At 59.9% G+C, this 19359-nt stretch carries 17 protein-coding genes; 8 read left to right on the top strand and 9 right to left on the bottom strand.

What is annotated here, in order from left to right:
• Positions 1-2 precede the first annotated feature (2 nt).
• Positions 3-1043: a DUF2066 domain-containing protein gene (locus tag ACVWXD_RS03650; RefSeq protein WP_122754449.1), complete on the bottom strand. Its 1041-nt coding sequence runs from the start codon at positions 1041-1043 to the stop codon at positions 3-5.
• Between the two features lie 343 nt (positions 1044-1386).
• Here ACVWXD_RS03650 and purM point away from each other — a divergent pair, with 343 nt between their 5' ends.
• From purM to ACVWXD_RS03630, 4 genes are all read left to right on the top strand, one after another.
• Positions 1387-2445 (top strand): phosphoribosylformylglycinamidine cyclo-ligase, encoded by a 1059-nt coding sequence (gene purM / locus ACVWXD_RS03645; protein WP_014719398.1) that lies wholly within the window; start codon positions 1387-1389, stop codon positions 2443-2445.
• Positions 2445-3095, top strand: a complete 651-nt coding sequence (gene purN / locus ACVWXD_RS03640; RefSeq protein WP_457370691.1) for a phosphoribosylglycinamide formyltransferase — start codon at positions 2445-2447, stop codon at positions 3093-3095. Before purM ends, purN begins: the two co-directional genes overlap by 1 nt.
• An 8-nt stretch (positions 3096-3103) precedes the next feature.
• A complete protein-coding gene (locus ACVWXD_RS03635; RefSeq protein WP_032887775.1) occupies positions 3104-3817 on the top strand; it encodes a DUF3108 domain-containing protein in 714 nt (237 codons plus the stop codon).
• 308 nt (positions 3818-4125) lie between these two features.
• Positions 4126-4314: a hypothetical protein gene (locus ACVWXD_RS03630; protein WP_032887774.1), complete on the top strand. Its 189-nt coding sequence runs from the start codon at positions 4126-4128 to the stop codon at positions 4312-4314.
• 121 nt (positions 4315-4435) lie between these two features.
• Here the strand turns inward: ACVWXD_RS03630 and ACVWXD_RS03625 are convergent, their stop codons facing one another.
• From ACVWXD_RS03625 to ACVWXD_RS03595, 7 genes are all read right to left on the bottom strand, one after another.
• Positions 4436-4981: a DUF2058 domain-containing protein gene (locus ACVWXD_RS03625; protein WP_457370690.1), complete on the bottom strand. Its 546-nt coding sequence runs from the start codon at positions 4979-4981 to the stop codon at positions 4436-4438.
• Between the two features lie 25 nt (positions 4982-5006).
• A complete protein-coding gene (mazG, locus tag ACVWXD_RS03620; RefSeq protein ID WP_122754450.1) occupies positions 5007-5840 on the bottom strand; it encodes a nucleoside triphosphate pyrophosphohydrolase in 834 nt (277 codons plus the stop codon).
• A gap of 132 nt (positions 5841-5972) precedes the next feature.
• Positions 5973-8216 (bottom strand): GTP diphosphokinase, encoded by a 2244-nt coding sequence (relA, locus tag ACVWXD_RS03615; RefSeq protein WP_032887770.1) that lies wholly within the window; start codon positions 8214-8216, stop codon positions 5973-5975.
• 121 nt (positions 8217-8337) lie between these two features.
• Positions 8338-9690 carry a 23S rRNA (uracil(1939)-C(5))-methyltransferase RlmD gene (gene rlmD, locus ACVWXD_RS03610; RefSeq protein WP_457370689.1) on the bottom strand — a complete coding sequence of 451 codons (1353 nt, stop codon included), beginning with the start codon at positions 9688-9690 and terminating at the stop codon, positions 8338-8340.
• A complete protein-coding gene (gene cysM / locus ACVWXD_RS03605; protein ID WP_457370688.1) occupies positions 9690-10592 on the bottom strand; it encodes a cysteine synthase CysM in 903 nt (300 codons plus the stop codon). Before cysM ends, rlmD begins: the two co-directional genes overlap by 1 nt.
• Before the next feature lie 230 nt (positions 10593-10822).
• Positions 10823-11428, bottom strand: coding sequence for a tRNA-uridine aminocarboxypropyltransferase (locus tag ACVWXD_RS03600; protein WP_457370687.1), 606 nt, complete (start codon positions 11426-11428; stop codon positions 10823-10825).
• A gap of 6 nt (positions 11429-11434) precedes the next feature.
• Positions 11435-12328, bottom strand: a complete 894-nt coding sequence (locus ACVWXD_RS03595) for a LysR family transcriptional regulator (protein WP_017134867.1) — start codon at positions 12326-12328, stop codon at positions 11435-11437.
• A 149-nt stretch (positions 12329-12477) separates the two neighbouring features.
• Here ACVWXD_RS03595 and speB point away from each other — a divergent pair, with 149 nt between their 5' ends.
• From speB to ACVWXD_RS03575, 4 genes are read left to right on the top strand one after another with little or no spacing between them, the layout of a single operon-like run.
• The gene (gene speB / locus ACVWXD_RS03590) at positions 12478-13428 is read left to right on the top strand and encodes an agmatinase (protein WP_032887762.1); all 951 of its coding nucleotides are present in this window, start codon (positions 12478-12480) and stop codon (positions 13426-13428) included.
• A complete protein-coding gene (locus ACVWXD_RS03585) occupies positions 13428-13853 on the top strand; it encodes a YybH family protein (RefSeq protein ID WP_122681156.1) in 426 nt (141 codons plus the stop codon). The genes speB and ACVWXD_RS03585 overlap by 1 nt, the downstream gene beginning before the upstream one ends.
• 21 nt (positions 13854-13874) lie before the next feature.
• Positions 13875-15386 carry a purine-cytosine permease family protein gene (locus ACVWXD_RS03580; RefSeq protein WP_095185406.1) on the top strand — a complete coding sequence of 504 codons (1512 nt, stop codon included), beginning with the start codon at positions 13875-13877 and terminating at the stop codon, positions 15384-15386.
• Between the two features lie 33 nt (positions 15387-15419).
• Complete coding sequence (locus ACVWXD_RS03575; protein ID WP_032887756.1) at positions 15420-16802, top strand: sodium:solute symporter; 1383 nt, start codon at positions 15420-15422, stop codon at positions 16800-16802.
• Between the two features lie 63 nt (positions 16803-16865).
• Here ACVWXD_RS03575 and ACVWXD_RS03570 read toward each other — a convergent pair whose 3' ends face one another.
• Positions 16866-18923, bottom strand: a complete 2058-nt coding sequence (locus ACVWXD_RS03570) for an FAD-dependent oxidoreductase (RefSeq protein WP_457370686.1) — start codon at positions 18921-18923, stop codon at positions 16866-16868.
• Between the last annotated feature and the right edge of the window lie 436 nt (positions 18924-19359).

Below are 19359 nucleotides of genomic sequence, written 5' to 3'. Positions count from 1 at the left end.
TGTTACCAACGAAAACGCAGTTGCGCCTGAGGCTCAGGCGCAGCGGCCGGTTGCGCGCCCTCAGCGACTGGCTGCGTAGCCGGCGACTCGCCCGCAGGGATCTCCTGCAGCTTGGCCAGGCTCAACTGGGTGCGCAACTGATCGGCGCTCCCGTTAACCCGATACACAATGCGATTGCCGTCAACCCACTGCGGCTGGCCACCAAACGGCTCCAGCAGATGACCCAGTGCCGCGTAGCGCTCCAGGGTCATCCCCTGCACTTCCAGCAGTTGTTCGGTGCTCACGCCAGGCTTGACCGCAAAACGCGGCGCCAATTTCTGGCTGACCGCCAGCATCACTGCGTCGGCCACCGCGCCGGTGTCGGGGCCTTGGGCTGTGCCCTGTTCGCTCTTGTCGCCCAGCCACAGGCGCCATTTGGCCTGCCATTGGTTACCTTCCTGACGCGCGTGCACGGCAAGCAACGCGTCGGCGCCGTAGCGCTCGGATGCGGCGCGCAACGGTGTGGCGTCGGCACTCTCCAGGTTCGGCGCCGTGGCGACGACCTGCTCATCCAGATCGCCCAGCGGCAGACGCAACGGCAAGCCACGGTGCTGGGCTGCATGACGCAGCGCCTGGGCGACGGTCTGGCCATCCCCCACCAGGCTGCTGCCTTCAGTGGAATCGTTCAACCACCAGCCGAGGATCGACGGCCGATTGCTGCCCCAGATCGACAGGCCCGCATCACGCAGAGCGCGGTCGGTGCTGACCGGGTCGAAATCCACTTGCAGACTCTCGGGTGGGCCGGCGTCGTAACCGTATTGCGTGATGATTTGCTGCGGATCCTTGCGAATCGCCGCCAGGCCTGGGCCGTCGGCGGCTTTGGCGTCGCCGGTCAGACGGATTACCAGGGTCTGCACCGCGCGCTGGGTGGCCTGGTCGCGCTCTTGGGGCGATTGGCTGCTGACGGGTTCAAGTACTTGATAAAGACCATTGAGGGTTTCGGCATGACTCGCCAGGCTGACCAACGACAAGCAGCCCATAAAGAAGAATTTACACAGACGCATGGAAGATTCCCGAACGACAAATTTAGCGGCTGGAACAGACCGCGTGAACTCGGTTTGCCAAGGCTGTGACCACGGCAACCGGTAAAACATTCACAGAGTCCTGGTAAGTTTTCATGCTGTCATAACGATAGCGGGTTCAAGGCTATACCTTAATACGTGCCACGGCTGACGCGATTAGCATTTTTTTAACCTATATGGCCCTGCCCGTCGGCCCGAGGATGGCCGCTGCCCCTCAAGCCTGATAAAATCGCGCGCCTTCGCAGACCGTCATCGGCTGGGCCTTTTACCAAAAGCCCCTGCCCGCTCGGTCGTTACCCCTGAATCCCCCCTAAAGGCCTGGATCATGAGCAAGCAACCCTCCCTGAGCTACAAGGACGCCGGTGTAGACATCGACGCCGGTGAAGCATTGGTCGAACGCATCAAGAGCGTCGCCAAGCGCACTGCGCGCCCCGAAGTCATGGGCGGCCTGGGCGGTTTTGGCGCCCTCTGCGAAATCCCGGCCGGCTACAAGCAGCCTGTTCTGGTTTCCGGCACCGACGGTGTGGGCACCAAGCTGCGCCTGGCACTGAACCTGAACAAGCACGACAGCATCGGCATCGACCTGGTGGCCATGTGCGTCAACGACCTGGTGGTATGCGGCGCCGAGCCATTGTTCTTCCTTGACTACTACGCCACCGGCAAGCTCAACGTCGAGACCGCTACCCAAGTGGTAACCGGCATTGGCGCGGGTTGCGAACTGTCGGGTTGCTCCCTGGTAGGCGGCGAAACCGCTGAAATGCCAGGCATGTACGAAGGCGAAGACTACGACCTGGCCGGTTTCTGCGTGGGTGTTGTAGAGAAAGCCGAAATCATCGACGGTTCCAAAGTGGCTGCCGGTGACGCCCTGCTCGCCCTGCCATCCTCTGGCCCGCACTCCAACGGCTACTCGCTGATCCGCAAGATCATCGAAGTGTCCGGTGCGGACATCGAGAACATCCAACTCGACGGCAAGCCACTGACCGACCTGCTGATGGCCCCGACCCGCATCTACGTCAAGCCACTGCTCAAGCTGATCAAGGACACTGGCGCGGTCAAAGCCATGGCCCACATCACCGGCGGCGGCCTGCTGGACAACATCCCGCGCGTCCTGCCAAAAGGCGCTCAGGCGATCGTCGACGTGGCCAGCTGGCAGCGTCCTGCGGTATTTGACTGGCTGCAAGAGAAAGGCAACGTCAATGAAACCGAAATGCACCGCGTGCTGAACTGCGGCGTGGGCATGGTGATCTGCGTAGCGCAAGAGCACGTTGAAACTGCGCTGAACGTCCTGCGTGAAGCCGGCGAGCAGCCTTGGGTCATCGGCCAGATCGCCACCGCTGCCGAGGGCGCGGCCCAGGTTGAACTGAAGAACCTCAAGGCTCATTGATGTCTCAGACCTGTGATGTTGTGGTGCTGCTCTCCGGCACCGGCAGTAACTTGCAGGCCCTGATCGACAGCACGCGCACCGGCGACAGCCCGGTGCGCATCGCTGCGGTGATCTCCAACCGCAGCGACGCCTTCGGCCTGCAACGTGCCAGGGACGCGGGTATCGAAACCCGCTCGCTGGATCACAAGGCTTTCGAGGGCCGCGAGGCCTTCGACAGCGCCTTGATCGAACTCATCGATGCCTTCAACCCCAAACTCGTGGTACTGGCCGGATTCATGCGAATCCTCAGCGGCGATTTCGTGCGGCACTACGACGGGCGCCTGCTGAATATCCACCCTTCCCTGCTGCCCAAATACAAAGGCATGCACACCCATCAGCGCGCCCTTGAAGCCGGTGACAGTGAGCATGGCTGCAGCGTGCACTTTGTCACCGAGGAACTCGATGGCGGGCCTCTGGTCGTACAGGCAGTGGTTCCGGTAGAGTCTGACGACTCGGCGCAGACACTTGCGCAACGGGTTCATACCCAGGAACACAGGATTTACCCGCTGGCTGTGCGCTGGTTTGCCGAGGGGCGGTTGATTCTTGGTGACCAGGGTGCATTATTGGACGGTCAGTTACTTGCGGCCAGCGGCCACTTGATTCGAACCTAGGAGATTTTATGCGTCGCGCCTTGCTTTTCGCTGTTGCGCTGTTCGCCTTGCCTGCCGTGCAGGCAGCCGACCTTCACCCCTTCTCCGCCAGCTACACCGCCGACTGGAAACAGTTGCCCATGAGTGGTTCGGCTGAGCGCAGCCTGACCAAGAACGACAACGGCTCGTGGACCTTGAATTTCAAGGCATCCATGATGATCGCCAGCCTGACCGAAACCAGCGTGATCCGCTTCGACAAGGACACCCTGCAACCCGTGAGCTACAGCTTCGAACGTGGCGGCCTGGGCAAGGCAAAGAAAATCAACCTGGACTTCGACCAGACCGCCAAGAAAGTCACCGGTTTTGAAAACAAAGACCCAGTGAACGTGGCCCTGCAAAGCAACATGCTCGACAAGTCGACCTACCAGCTCGCATTGCAACGCGATGTGGCAGCCGGCAAGAAAAGCATGAGCTACAACGTGGTTGAAGGGACCGACGTCGACACCTACGACTTCCGCGTGATCGGCCCGGAAAAGGTCCAGACCAAGGTAGGCTCCATCGACGCGATCAAGGTCGAGCGCGTGCGTGACCCGACCCAAAGCAAGCGCATCACCCAGATGTGGTTTGCCAAGGACCAGGGCGGCATCCTGGTCGCCCTGCGTCAGGTTGAGACCGACGGCAAGGAATACAACATCATGCTGCAAGACGGTACCGTTGACGGCAAGGCTGTCAAAGGCAACTGATTGCGCGGATGAGCTGAACAAGAGCCTCGCTGAATGCGGGGCTTTTTTTCGTCTGGGGATTTTGGGTTCAAGTGTCTGCCATCATCGGGAGCAAGCCCCCTCCCACATTTGAACTGCGAACACTTACCCCTGTGGGAGGGGGCTTGCTCCCGATGGCGCCGGCATGACCAACACAGCCCTATCAGGCTGCCGCCCAACATGAAACTTCTGTCATAAACCGCCAAAGCGGTTTACTTAGCAAGCTAACAAATCGTATAAAAAGACCTGCGACGACTTGCCGCATACCCACCAGAAATTGGAGCAAGCAGATGACTGTAAAAGTAACTGAACGCGACGATGCACATATGTCCCACGAAGCGCTGGGCCATGGGATTCACATCTGGGATGTACACCAACAAGACCTGCTGGTCGGCATGTTTCACAACGAGAGCGACGCTCACAATTATAAAAACGAGCTTGAGTCGCTTGAGATGAAACGCCAGGCACAAAGCTCCTGAATATTCGCAGGATTTCGGCACAAGGCCCACGCAGCCCGACGCCTGAAAACACAAACCCCGCCTTTTGAGCGGGGTTTGTTGTTTTGAGAGGTACTGCTTACCACTCAGGTGCTTGAACGCTTTACCACATCAGATCATCCGGGATCTGGTAAGCCGCGTACGGATCGTCCTCATCCGACACCTGGCTTTCTGTGAGGATGTTGAGTTGCACAATGCGCTCTGGTGCGCGCTCCTGAATCTTCAGCGCCGCTTCACGCGGGATCACTTCGTAGCCGCCGCCGTGGTGCACGATCGCCAAGGAGCCGTTGCTCAGCTTGTTACGCATCAGCGTGTTGACCGACAGGCGCTTGACCTTCTTGTCATCCACGAAGTTGTAGTAATCCTCGGTGGTCAGCTTGGGCAGGCGCGAGGTTTCGATCAATTGCTTGACCTGAGCCGTGCGGGCCTTGGCCTCGGCTTTTTCCTGCTGCTGGCGATTCAGCTCCTGGTCACGTTTGACCTTTTCGGCGTGTGCCTCGGCAGCCAGGCGTGCCTGGGTGTCATCGACCTCGGCTTGGCCTTTGTGGACCAGGCGCTGCTGCTTCTGTTTCTCTTTGCCGACCTGCTTGGCCTGCTTTTGGTTGACCAGACCTGCTTTGAGCAACTGGTCGCGAAGGGAAAGGCTCATGGTGCTTACTCACTTAGGCAACTGCTCAACCGCAGCTGGACACATTCTTTTCCTGACGTTTGGCTTCGCCCCATAGGGCGTCCAACTCTTCGAGGGTGCAATCTTCTATGGGACGACGGGTGTCGCGCAATGCCTGTTCGATAAATCGGAAACGTCGTTCGAACTTGGCATTGGCGCCACGCAGTGCGGTTTCCGGGTCAACCTTGAGGTGACGGGCCAAGTTGACCGCCGCAAACAGCAGGTCACCGACTTCATCGGCAATGGCTACCGAGTCATTATCGGCCATGGCTTCGAGCACTTCATCCAGCTCTTCGCGCACGTTGTCCACCACCGGCAAGGCAGACGGCCAGTCGAAACCGACCTGGCTGGCGCGCTTTTGCAATTTGGCGGCACGGGATAAGGACGGCAGCGCCGTGGGCACATCATCCAGCAGGGAAAGCTGCTCTGGTGCGTCGGATTTTTCCGCACGCTCCTCGGCTTTGATCTGCTCCCAGCGCTCCTTGACCTGCTCTTCGCTCAACTGTGGGATATCTAATGGCGCATACAGATCACCGGTGGGGAACACATGGGGATGACGCCGGATCAGCTTGCGCGTGATGCTGTCGATCACGCCGGCAAATTCGAAACGCCCCTCTTCCCCCGCCAACTGGCTGTAATACACCACTTGGAACAACAGGTCGCCCAACTCGCCTTGCAGGTGATCGAAGTCGCCGCGCTCGATGGCGTCGGCCACTTCATAGGCTTCTTCGAGGGTGTGCGGGACGATGGTCGCGTAGGTTTGCTTGAGGTCCCACGGGCACCCATATTGCGGGTCTCGCAGGCGGCTCATCAGGTGCAGCAGGTCTTCAAGTGAATACATCTTTCTGTGTCCGATCAGTGTGGGAGGGGGCTTGCTCCCGATAGCGGTGCGTCAGCCACCAGATGTATCAACTGACAGCCTGCTATCGGGAGCAAGCCCCCTCCCACATTTAGCCTGCATTCATTCCGCGAATCATGGTGTGCGGTTACGCCGTGTCTCGATGATATTCGGCAACTGGGAAATCCGCCCCAGCAACCGGCCCAATGCGTCCAACCCCGGGATCTCGATGGTCAGGGACATCAACGCGGTGTTGTCCTCTTTATTCGAGCGGGTGTTGACCGCCAGCACGTTGATCCGCTCATTGAGCAGCACTTGCGAAACGTCACGCAGCAAACCGGAACGGTCGTAGGCACGGATGATGATGTCCACCGGGTAGGTGAGCACCGGCACCGGGCCCCAGCTGACCTGGATAATCCGCTCCGGCTCGCGCCCACCCAGTTGCAGCACCGAGGCGCAGTCCTGGCGGTGAATGCTCACGCCACGGCCCTGGGTGATGTAACCGACGATCGCATCCCCCGGCAGCGGCTGGCAGCAGCCGGCGATTTGCGTCAGCAGGTTGCCCACGCCCTGGATCTGGATATCACCGCGCTTGCCAGGCTTATAGCCGGTGGCTTTACGGGGGATCAGCTCAAGTTGTTCGTTGCCGCGTTCCGGCTCGACCAACTGCTGGGCCAGATTGACCAGTTGCGCCAGGCGCAGGTCGCCGGCACCGAGGGCGGCGAACATGTCTTCGGCGATCTTCATGTTGGCCTTTTCGGCCAGCTTGTCGAAGTCCACCTGCGGCAGGCCCAGGCGAGCCAGTTCGCGCTCAAGCAGGGTCTTGCCGGCGGCGACGTTTTGGTCGCGCGCTTGCAATTTGAACCAGTGGACGATTTTCGCCCGTGCCCGCGACGTGGTGATGTAGCCCAGGTTCGGGTTCAGCCAGTCGCGGCTCGGCGTGCCGTGTTTGCTGGTGATGATTTCGACCTGCTCACCGGTCTGCAGGCTGTAGTTGAGCGGTACGATGCGCCCGTTGATCTTGGCGCCCCGGCAGTTGTGGCCGATCTCGGTGTGAACGCGGTAGGCGAAGTCCAGCGGCGTCGAGCCCTTGGGCAGGTCGATGGCGTGGCCGTCGGGGGTGAAGATGTAGACCCGGTCCGGTTCGATATCCACACGCAGTTGTTCGGCCAGGCCGCCGATGTCGCCGAGCTCTTCATGCCATTCCAGCACTTGGCGCAGCCAGGAGATTTTCTCTTCGTACTGGTTGGACCCGGCCTTGACGTCGGTGCCCTTGTAGCGCCAGTGCGCGCACACGCCCAGCTCAGCCTCTTCGTGCATGGCGTGGGTGCGGATCTGCACTTCCAGTACCTTGCCTTCGGGGCCGATCACGGCGGTGTGCAGAGAGCGATAGCCGTTTTCCTTGGGGTTGGCGATGTAGTCGTCAAACTCCTTGGGAATGTGACGCCACAGCGTATGAACGATGCCCAGCGCGGTGTAGCAGTCGCGCATTTCCGGCACCAGCACGCGCACCGCACGCACGTCGTAGATCTGGCTGAAGGCCAGGCCCTTGCGCTGCATTTTGCGCCAGATGGAATAGATGTGCTTGGCACGGCCACTGATGTCGGCGTCGACCCCGGTGGCCTGCAACTCGGAGCGCAACTGGCCCATCACGTCGCTGATAAACCGCTCGCGATCGAGCCGCCGCTCATGCAGCAGCGTGGCAATCTGTTTGTATTGATCGGGTTCCAGGTAGCGGAAGGACAAGTCCTCCAACTCCCATTTGATATGGCCGATGCCCAGGCGGTGAGCCAGGGGGGCGTAGATGTCGAAGACTTCGCGGGCAACGCGGTTGCGCTTTTCGTCGTCGGCGGTTTTTACCGCACGGATCGCGCAGGTGCGTTCGGCCAGCTTGATCAGGGCGACGCGTACGTCGTCGACCATAGCGACCAGCATCTTGCGCAGGTTCTCGACTTGGCCCTGGGTGCCCAGCACCATGGACTGGCGCGGACTGAGGCTCGCGCTGATGGCCGCCATGCGCAGGACGCCGTCAATCAGCTTGGCCACCACTGCGCCGAAACGCTGGCTGACCGTCGGCAACTGGATGTGCCCTTCACGAACGCCGCGATAGAGCACGGCGGCGATCAGCGAATCCTGGTCCAACTTGAGATCGGCAAGAATCTCGGCGATTTCCAACCCGGTGCGAAAGCTGGAAGTGCCTTCAGCCCACAGGTTCTTGGCCGCATTGTCTTGCTGCTCAGACTCGCGAGCGAACTCGCAGGCTGCTTTCAAGGCTTCACGGTCCAGTGCCGGGTCGACACTGATGGCATGATCCAGCCATGCCTCCAGGTTGATACTGCCGTCGGTGTTGATCGGCTGGTGTGCTCTCACCTGTACCATCTTGCTTACCTTCCCTACGACGCACCTTGGATGCGCCAAAAATCATGCCGACCTTTTGCTGCAAACTCCCTGGCAGTTCACGGCCTTGGAGAATGCAGGCCAGTCGGATTAAACGGGCATCCTAGCCCGCTTCAAATAACGCCATCGCCTCGACATGCGCCGTCTGCGGAAACATGTCGAGGATCCCGGCCCGTTTTAGCCGGTAGCCTTGCTTGACCAACTCAACCGTGTCCCGCGCCAGCGTCGCCGGGTTGCAGGACACATACACCAGGCGCTTGGCCCCCAGGGTGGCGAGCTTGCGCACAACCTCTTGGGCACCATCGCGGGGTGGATCCAAGAGTACCGCAGAAAAGCCCTGTTTGGCCCAATCCGCGTCAGTCAAAGGCTGGGACAAATCGGCCTGAAAAAACTGCGCATTATGCAAATTGTTGCTGATGGCGTTCTGTGCAGCCCGGTCCACCATGGTCTGCACCCCTTCCACTGCCACCACCTCACGCACCTGTTTGGCCAGTGGCAGGGCAAAATTGCCCAAGCCGCAAAATAGGTCCAACACCCGTTCATCAGGTTGCGGCGCCAGCCAGTCCAGGGCCTGGGCAACCATCGCCTCGTTGACCCCGGCGTTGACCTGGACAAAATCCCCCGGCCGATACGCCAACTCCAAGTCCCATGCGTCCAATCGGAAACCTAGTGACTGATCGGCCTCAAAGGGTTCCGGCTGGCCTTCGCCATGCAGCCACAACTGGGCTTCATGGAAGCTACAAAATTCTTTCAGGATCAGCAGGTCCGCCTCCGACAACGGCGCCATATGCCGCAGCAACAAGGCGACGGACGAGCCACTGAACAACTCAACATGGCCCAGTGCCTGAGGTTTGCTCAGACGACGGAGCATGTTGGGCAAGCGCTGCATGATCGGCTGCAAGGCCTGTACCAGCACCGGGCAATCATCGATGGCGACGATGTCCTGGCTGGCAACGGCGCGGAAACCCACGTCGAGTTTTTTTGCCTTGGCATCCCAACGCACCGCCACGCGGGCACGGCGCCGGTAACCGAACTCCGGGCCGCTCAACGGTGCGGCCCACTCTTGCGGTTCGACACCGGCCACGCGGGACAGTTGCTCGGCGAGCATGCGCTGTTTCAGGGCGAGTTGTTCGTTGTGGGGCAAGTGCTGCACGCTGCAACCGCCACAGCGGCCGAAGTGCGCGCACGGTGCAGGACGGCGCAGTTCACTGGCCTTGAACACCCGCTCGGTGCGGGCCTCGACCACTTTGCCGTGGGTACCCAACACCCGCGCTTCGACTTCTTCGCCGGCCAGCGCGCCATTGACGAACCAGGTGCGGCTTTCAAAAAAGACGATGCCACGGCCATCGTTGGCCAGGCGCTCAATGGTCAGGCGTTGTTTCTTGCCCACTGGAATCTGTGGGGCCCGGCTGCCGCCCGTCGGTTGGAAGCGCAGGCCTCTCTCGTGCTTGGCCATCAGTTGGGTTCGTCGAAAATGCCGGTCGACAAGTAACGGTCGCCTCGGTCACAGATGATCGCGACGATCACCGCGTTTTCCACTTCCTTGGACAACCGCAACATACCCGCCACGGCACCGCCGGACGACACGCCGCAGAAGATGCCTTCTTCACGGGCCAGTCGGCGGGTGGTGTCTTCGGCTTCACGCTGGGCCATGTCGATGATGCGGTCCACGCGCGTCGCGTTGTAGATCTTCGGCAAGTACTCTTCGGGCCAGCGGCGAATACCTGGGATAGCCGAGCCTTCCATCGGTTGCAGGCCGACGATCTGGATCGCCGGGTTCTGCTCCTTGAGGTAGCGCGAGTTGCCCATGATGGTGCCGGTGGTACCCATGGAGCTGACGAAATGGGTGATGGTGCCTTGGGTCTGGCGCCATATCTCCGGGCCGGTGGTGGTGTAGTGCGCCTCGGGGTTGTCCCCATTGGCGAACTGGTCCAGCACCTGGCCACGGCCTTGGGCGGCCATGCGCTCGGCGAGATCGCGGGCGCCCTCCATGCCTTCTTCCTGGGTCACCAGCACCAACTCGGCGCCATAGGCGGTCATCGCCGCCTTGCGCTCGGCGCTGCCGTTGTCGGGCATGATCAGCACCATCTTGTAACCCTTGATCGCGGCGGCCATGGCCAGGGCGATGCCGGTGTTACCGGAGGTGGCTTCGATCAGAGTGTCACCGGGCTTGATCTGCCCACGCAGCTCGGCGCGGGTGATCATCGACAGCGCCGGGCGGTCTTTTACCGAGCCGGCCGGGTTGTTGCCTTCGAGCTTGAGCAAAAGGGTATTGCTGGTTTCACCCGCCATGCGTTGCAAGCGGACCAGGGGCGTGTTGCCGACGCAATCGGCGATTGTAGGGTACTGCAAGGTCATGGCGTATTCGCAATCCAGACTGCGGGGCGCACATCATACCGGGAAAGGCCGGCGGGCCATATCACGCAAAGTGTGGTGCTTATGGCTTAAAGGAATAAGCGGAAAAGAGGGTGAGCTTGGGGACCCCATCGGGAGCAAGCCCCCTCCTACACTGGACCGCATTCTCATGCTGGAACTCGGTCGAATGTGGGAGCGGGCTTGCTCCCGATGGCCGCGCCTCGATACCCCGCCTAGCCCAAATGCCCATCGCCATGATTTCTCCGAAAGACCTCCTCACCCATCGCCGCAATCTGCCCTTCGATCAATGAATCAAACGGCTTGAGCAGCGGCTCAAACGAAACCGGCGCCTCCAGCACCTGCAGCGCCTGCACAATCGCCTCCACCGTCGACAACGCCCCTGGCCCGGGCGCCTTGCGCAGTCGATAGCGGGACACGGCGGCCTCAGCCAGCGTCACCCGAGGCAACGCCGCCAGCAAGGGATTGAGGTGCAACAACTTGCGCGCCTTGCGCCAAGTGCCGTCAGGCACCACCAGCAACAGCGGCTGAGCCCCTGGCGCGTAGGCTTGCAGCGGCTGGGCATCGTCAGCAGGAAACAACAGCCTCGCCTGGTAGCCGGGCGGGTTCAACAGGGCCTGCAAGTCATCAAAGACCTCGCCCACCACCAACTGCGCATTGTTCAATCCCAGCGCCGCCAACCGCGCGGTATTGAGCGCATGGTTGACCTCGCTCGGGTGCTGCAACAGCAATACGCGGGTGCGGCTATCGAGGTTGGGGATCAGCGCGCACAAGCAATGGGCAGTGGGCCTGAGGCAACGGGAGCATTGGGGTCTGGACATGGTTCTTCAGGCCTGATTGAGCTGGGCTTTGAGCAAATCGCGGAAGGTCTGGATCAGCGGCTCACGGCTGCGGCCCCGGCGCATGATCATCGAAAATGGCGCTTGATAGCCAAAGGTGGCTGGCAGCAATACGCGCAGGTCACCCTTGTCGGCCCAGGCCTGGGCGTAATGCTCCGGCAGGTAACCAATATAGGCGCCGGACAGCACCAAGATCAGCTGCGCCTCCATACTTTCCACCGTGGCGGCGCTGTGCTTGAAGCCGTGGCGCGCGAGTTCCGCCTGGCTCCAGTAGCCGCGTCCGACCATGCGTTGCTGGGTGATCACTTGTTCGGGAATGCGTCGCTCATTGAATAAAGGATGCCGCGTGCTGCAATACAGCCAATGCTGCTCGCGATAAAGCGGCATGTAGATCAGCCCGCTCATACGGTTGGAGAAGGCGCCGATGGCCAGGTCGAGGCGGTTGTCCTGCACACCCAATTGCAATTCGTACGGGCTCATCACCGAGAGATGCAGATGCACCGCCGGGTGTTCCAGGCTGTAGGCGCCGATCACTTCGGCGAACGGCAGAGCCTTGTCGCTGACGGTGGAATCGAGCACGCCGAGCTTGAGAGTGCCGCGCAACTCCCCTTTGAGCGCGGCGGCGTACTGCTCGAAGCCTTCCAGTTCACCGAGTAGGCGCAAGGTTTCCTGGTGAAACAACTCGCCCTTGCTGGTGAGGCTGAAGCCGCCGCGCCCGCGATGGCACAGCACCAGGCCCAACGCGCTTTCCAACTGGCTCATATAGGTGCTGATGGCCGACGTGGACAGGTTGAGTTCGTGCTGGGCGTTGGCGAACCCCTGGTGGCGCACGACGCTGACGAAGATGCGCAGGAGTTTGAGGTCGGGCAAGGCGTTGGCCATGGTCGGCTCCGGGTAAGGACCGGGGCAGTTTACTCGCGTGCATTAGTTTAGAAAAACCTGAACTAAGTATTTGCCTCTGCCGATTCTTCCCTTCCTTCGCATTTCGCAGAATCGGCCCCTAATAAACAAAACAACGATGAGGCAATCCCGTGGACAAGATCTTCCACCAACCACTGGGCGGCAACGAAATGCCGCGCTTCGCCGGCATCGCCACCATGATGCGTCTTCCCCACCTGCAATCGGCCAAAGGCCTGGACGCTGCTTTTGTCGGCGTGCCCTTGGACATCGGCACCTCGCTGCGTGCCGGAACCCGCTTCGGGCCGCGTGAAATCCGCGCCGAATCAGTGATGATCCGCCCGTACAACATGGCCACCGGCGCAGCACCGTTCGACTCGCTTTCCGTGGCTGACATCGGCGACGTGGCGATCAACACCTTCAACCTGCTCGACGCCGTGCGCATCATCGAAGAAGCCTACGACGAGATCCTAGAACACGATGTGATCCCCATGACGCTGGGCGGTGACCACACCATCACCCTGCCGATCCTGCGGGCGATCCACAAGAAACACGGCAAGGTCGGGCTGGTGCACATCGATGCCCACGCCGACGTCAACGACCATATGTTCGGCGAGAAAATCGCCCACGGCACCACCTTCCGCCGCGCCGTGGAAGAAGGCCTGCTCGATTGCGACCGCGTGGTGCAGATCGGCCTGCGCGCCCAGGGCTACACCGCGGAAGACTTCAACTGGAGCCGCAAACAGGGCTTTCGCGTGGTCCAGGCGGAAGAATGCTGGCACCACTCCCTCGCGCCGCTGATGGCCGAAGTGCGGGAGAAAGTCGGCGGCGGCCCGGTGTACCTGAGCTTCGACATCGACGGCATCGATCCCGCCTGGGCCCCCGGCACAGGCACTCCGGAAATCGGCGGGCTGACCACTATCCAGGCCATTGAGATCATCCGTGGTTGCCAGGGCCTCGACCTGGTTGGTTGTGATCTGGTAGAAGTTTCGCCGCCCTACGACACCACCGGCAACACCTCGCTGCTCGGCGCCAACCTGCTGTACGAGATGCTCTGCGTACTGCCCGGCGTGGCGCATCGCTGATGAGCACGCACGAGGTGCTGCAAGCCGCCGCCGACCTGGTGGCGGCCTTCGCCCGCAATGACCGCGCCGCCTACTTCGGTGCGTTCACGGCCGATGCCAGCTTTGTGTTCTACACCCTCCCCCAACCGCTGCTCAGCCGCGATGCCTACCAGGCGTTGTGGGACAGCTGGCGCGCGGACGAGGGCTTCGAGGTGCTGTCCTGCACGTCGAGCAACCCGTCTGTCAGCCTGCAAGGTGAGGATGTGGCGATATTTATTCATGACGTGGCCACCGAGTTGCGCATGAACGGGGAGCAATTTTTCAGCCAGGAACGCGAGACCATTGTCTTCAAACGGCAAGGGCTACGCACACAACAAAAACAAGGCCTGTGGCTGGCCTGTCACGAACATTTGTCCGCTGTGCCGGAAGGGCTGCCGCCCCCTTAGCCAATGTGATCGGAGCTGATCATGAATAATAAAAACAACGAAAACAGTATTCGCAAGATTGAAACCAACGGGGTCGAACAGATTCCGGACCACGAACGTACCGCCAACCCCAAGGATCTGTTCCGTCTGATCTTCGGCGGTGCCAATACCTTCGCCACTGCCGTGCTGGGCTCGTTCCCAGTGCTGTTTGGCTTGTCATTCCAGGCCGGCGTCTGGGCCATTGTGCTGGGCGTGCTGCTGGGTGCTCTGATCCTGGCGCCTATGGGCTTGTTCGGGCCGATCAATGGCACTAACAACGCGGTGTCTTCCGGTGCGCACTTTGGGGTGCACGGGCGGATCGTCGGTTCGTTTCTGTCATTGCTGACGGCAATTGCCTTCTTCTCACTGTCGGTGTGGAGTTCAGGCGATGCGCTGGTCGGAGGTGCGAAACGCCTGATTGGCCTGCCGGAAACCGACCTGACCCTGGGCCTGGCCTACGGCCTGTTCGCCCTGCTTGTCCTCACGGTGTGCATCTACGGCTTTCGCTTCATGCTGTGGGTCAACCGAATTGCGGTATGGGCGGCGAGCCTGCTGTTTTTGCTGGGGATCTTCGCGTTCGCGCCAGCCTTTGACAGCCACTTCTCAGGCAGCGTCGCCATGGGCCAGACCGGCTTCTGGGCCGCGTTTATCGGCGCTGCGCTGGTAGCCATGAGCAACCCGATTTCCTTCGGCGCGTTCCTCGGAGACTGGTCACGCTACATCCCCCGTGAGACGCCGAAAATGCGCATCATGCTGGCAGTGGTCCTGGCGCAAATCGCTACTTTGATCCCGTTCCTGTTTGGCCTCGCCACCGCGACCATCGTGGCGATCAAGGCACCGGATTACATCGCAGCCAACAACTATGTCGGTGGCCTGCTGGCGGTGGCGCCCACCTGGTTCTTCCTGCCGGTGTGCCTGATCGCGGTGATCGGCGGCATGTCCACCGGCACGACCTCGCTGTATGGCACGGGGCTGGACATGTCCAGCGTATTCCCGCGCCTGCTGTCGCGGGTCAAGGCCACGCTGCTGATTGGGGTGATGTCGATTGCCTTCATCTTTATCGGACGTTTCGCCGCCAACCTGGTGCAGAGCGTGTCGACCTTCGCCGTGCTGATCATCACCTGCACCACGCCGTGGATGGTGATGATGATCATCGGCCTGATCGTGCGCCGCGGCTTCTACTGCCCGGATGACCTGCAAGTGTTCACCCGCGGTGAAACCGGCGGGCGCTACTGGTTCAGCCATGGCTGGAACTGGCGCGGGCTGGGGGCCTGGATTCCGAGCGCGTTGGTGGGCCTGTGCTTCGTCAACCTGCCGGGGCAGTTTGTCGGGCCGCTGGGCAATTTGGCCGATGGCATCGATATCAGCCTGCCGGTAACGCTGGGGTTGGCGTCAGTGGTTTACCTGACGTTGTTGCGAGTGTTCCCGGAGCCGGCCTCTGTTTATGGACCGACTGATCCACGCAGCAAGAGCATGGATTCGCTCGCTAAACCGGCGATGCAACACGCCGCCTGACCTCATAAAAAAGATAATCGGAGACTCGCCGTCATGGCTTTGGATTTATTCGTCGTACTCATCTACGCCGCCGGCATGCTCGTGCTCGGCTATTACGGCATGCGCCGCGCCAAGACCCACGAAGACTACCTAGTGGCCGGGCGCAACCTGGGCCCGTCGCTGTACATGGGCACCATGGCCGCGACGGTATTGGGCGGCGCGTCCACCGTCGGCACCGTGCGCCTGGGTTATGTGCATGGCATCTCCGGCTTCTGGCTGTGCGCCGCGCTGGGCATGGGAATCATCGCGCTGAACCTGTTCCTGGCCAAGCCGCTGCTCAAACTGAAGATCTTCACCGTCACCCAGGTGCTGGAAAAACGCTACAACCCCATGGCTCGCCAAGCGAGTGCGGTGATCATGCTGGCCTACGCGCTGATGATCGGCGTAACTTCGATCCTGGCCATCGGTACCGTGCTGCAAGTGCTGTTCGGCCTGCCGTTCTGGATCTCGGTACTGCTGGGCGGCGGCGTGGTGGTGGTGTACTCGACCATCGGCGGCATGTGGTCGCTGACCCTCACCGACATTGTGCAGTTCGTGATCAAGACCGTTGGCCTGATGTTTATCCTGCTGCCGATTTGCCTGTACCGCGTAGGCGGCTGGGATGAACTGGTAGCCAAGCTGCCGGCGTCGAGCTTCAGCTTCACCGCGATCGGCTGGGACACGATCATTACCTACTTCATGATCTACTTCTTCGGCATCCTGATCGGCCAGGACATCTGGCAACGGGTGTTCACCGCCCGTGATGAAAAAGTCGCCAAGTACGCAGGCACCTTCGCCGGTTTCTACTGCATCCTTTACGGCCTGGCCTGTGCGCTGATCGGCATGGCGGCCCATGTACTGATTCCGGACCTGGACAACGTCAACAACGCGTTTGCGGCCATCGTCAAACTGTCGCTGCCGGACGGCATCCGTGGGCTGGTGATCGCGGCAGCACTGGCGGCGATGATGTCGACGGCCAGCGCCGGCTTGCTGGCCGCCTCCACCGTACTGACCGAGGACCTGCTGCCGCGTTTGCGTGGTGGTAAGCAGTCGAGCCTCAACATCAACCGCCTGTTCACGATGCTGACCGGTATCGCCGTGCTGGGTATCGCGCTGGTGGTCAGCGATGTAATCAGCGCGCTGACCCTGGCCTATAACCTTTTGGTCGGCGGGATGTTGATCCCGTTGATTGGCGCGATCTTCTGGAAGCGCGCGACCACGTCGGGGGCGATTACGTCCATGACGCTGGGCTTTGTGACGGCGCTGGTGTTCATGTTCAAGGATGGGCTGGATGCGAACACGCCGATTTACTACAGCTTGGCGGTTGGGCTGGTGAGTTTTGTGCTGGTCAGTTTGTTGTCCCGGCGGCCGGAGGCGATGGCGACTCGGGTGGTTTGACGCCTCACAGAATCAAGAGCGGTTTCTTCAGCGGGCGCGACGTCGGATGTCGCGCCCGTTTTTTTATCGCCCAACTGACAGGTTTTGGTTTGCCTGGATGATTTCCTGGACCAGGGAGGCCCATACCAATCCTTGGGTTGTGCCTCCGGCGGCGATTTGATGATGGGCGGCCCAATAAACGATCGAAAGTCCATCTGAGGTGCCGGGCCTGACACATTCGACAATATGCAAGTCGCCACTTTCGATTGCACTGCAATAAGACATTGGAAAGTGAAGAGAAACAGCGGCCAGACAGGCTGCCAGGATCTGCTCTTTGTGCTCCGGCGTCGAATCGGGCGGGACCTGTCCACCGGAGACGAGAATGCAGTGCCCGTCCAAGCGGCAATTCATGACACCAATTGGCAGATCGTATTGAAGCTTGAGCCCCCGCATTTCAGCGCCTTCATTACCCACAGCAGGCAGCTTGAAAAACCAGCCGATGATCGCGATAACCTCTGGCTCCTCTACGCCCATGGCACTGACGACGAAATGTTCTTTGCTCAGCTCAGCAATTTGGACACGGCTCAGATGCTGAGGCTGGAACTGAACCCCAGAGCACTGCAACAGCACCTCAATCTCATCCATTAGGTAAACAAATTCCACATCGTAGCCTGATACTTCAATAGCCCTTCCGACTCCATGGATGCCACAAAGCGCGTGGAGTTGTTGTGGGCTGATTTCTCTGAGCTCACCTCCAGGTTTGCCACTAGGCCACGGTCTGCTTTCGATCTCGCGCTGCTCGCGTATTGCGGCATCTACTTCACTGGTTGTCTCCCTATAAGCGCGCACAACCCGCGCTCGCGCAAATTGCTCCAGTGATGGGTTGTCAGCCAGAAATTTTTCAAACAACTCAATGCCGGCGCGGTTGCACTCAATGGCCAGATACTGATTTCCTGGAAGTAAATAGTCGTTATGTGGCGGCTTTGCAGTCGTCTCAGTTGCTGAAAGATGGCGCATATTCATACGCTTATGGCTGGCACCATCACTGTCCCGATTGCCTCCATAGACTGTTACCTGATAATTCGCCAAGCGAAACATCACGGCCTGGAGCAGGCCGTTGATCCCTCTGCCGATGATTGATACACGGGGCGCATCGGCATGTGCATGCAGTGTGGGGATCGTCAGTGAGCGTGCAAGTTTGCGCCTGACAAGGCCACGCAGGGCCATCAAGCTCAATTGAACAGCGACGGCATAATCAAGGTCGCAATGGCAGGCTTCGGTGGTTGCCGCCTGTGCAGTCAGCGTCGCCGGTCTCCGCCAGGTGGCGACACTGCAACCGAGCGCTTGTGTACGTATCCGAAACGCCTCCAATGTCGCAGGCCCGTAATCCAAGACAAGTTGGACGTCGTCAGCCAGTGAAAGGGATTGCAACGCATCGTCGCTGAACACATCTGGTTTGGCGACGCAGATCAGACGCGCCTGCCTGTGCATACATTGAATCAGGGCCCGATCAATGCGATGGGCAGAATCATCATTCAGGGATAAACAAATGGCGATAGAACGAGCCCCTTGCAGTGCCTCGGACCAGTCCGACACAAATGAGACTCGGCTATCTGGACACGCCTGGCTGCGTGGACTCAACACTTTGATCCGAACATGCGGATCTCGATCAAGTAACAACTTGACCAGCTCTTTCCCCACATTTCCGTAACCCAGGACACAGATGTCTTGGGGTGTAGAGCCATCGGCAAGTGTCAGCCAGTGCGCGATATAAGCCGCAACGTGCGGCGCGTTGACCCCAGGAGTGTTGACCACTCGAATGCCGTTTGACTCGCATAAATCCAACCGCACCTTATCCAGACTTGTGCCTCGGCGAATCAGACAGAGATCTCCAAATGGGTGGCTTAAACGCCATAGGTCAATGACCTCCCCATCGATAACCTGATCTCCAATAATGATCGTTGATGGGCGCACGAGCCCGATCTGTAGCAGCAGCGCTTGCTTGGTTGAGTTCGGGGGGAAAAACACTACGTTGCTGGGTGCATCAGCCTTCCAACGGCTCGACGTAGGTGCGATATGTAAAATATTTTCGGTAGTGGCGATGAGTGACGCGGCAACTGGCGGAACGTGAGAGAGCAGCATAGTTTCGTCTCCAACAATTCTGGCTGACTAATGCCTGGAGATAGGAGTTAAATAAGTTGGGGCCAACACTTTAAATACTTAAAGCCCTAAAACTCACTCTTCATAAACCCGTTTTCTTCAGGAAGCTTTATATCAGTAAGCGGTACAAATCATTACTTAACGAAACTCAAACTACTCCGATATTTCAAACTAACTAACCCAACCGCTTCTGATAAACGGGTAGTCCAATTCCGGTCTTAAAAAAGCACAGCCTGAATGGCACGCTCACTTTCGTACTACAACCCGTGTCTACGAGGCGTTACCCAACGAATATGTTCGGGAGGAATTTACTGCATCAGATGCACGCGGATGCTGCACCTGTTTTCCCTGAGCTCACCCAGCTGCCATTAGTCGGAACTGATCGTTATCACAGTAGAAGGACCGCTGAGGGCCGTAA

This window comes from Pseudomonas sp. TE3911, assembly GCF_054062775.1.
This window is presented reverse-complemented; position numbering and strand designations above follow the sequence as displayed.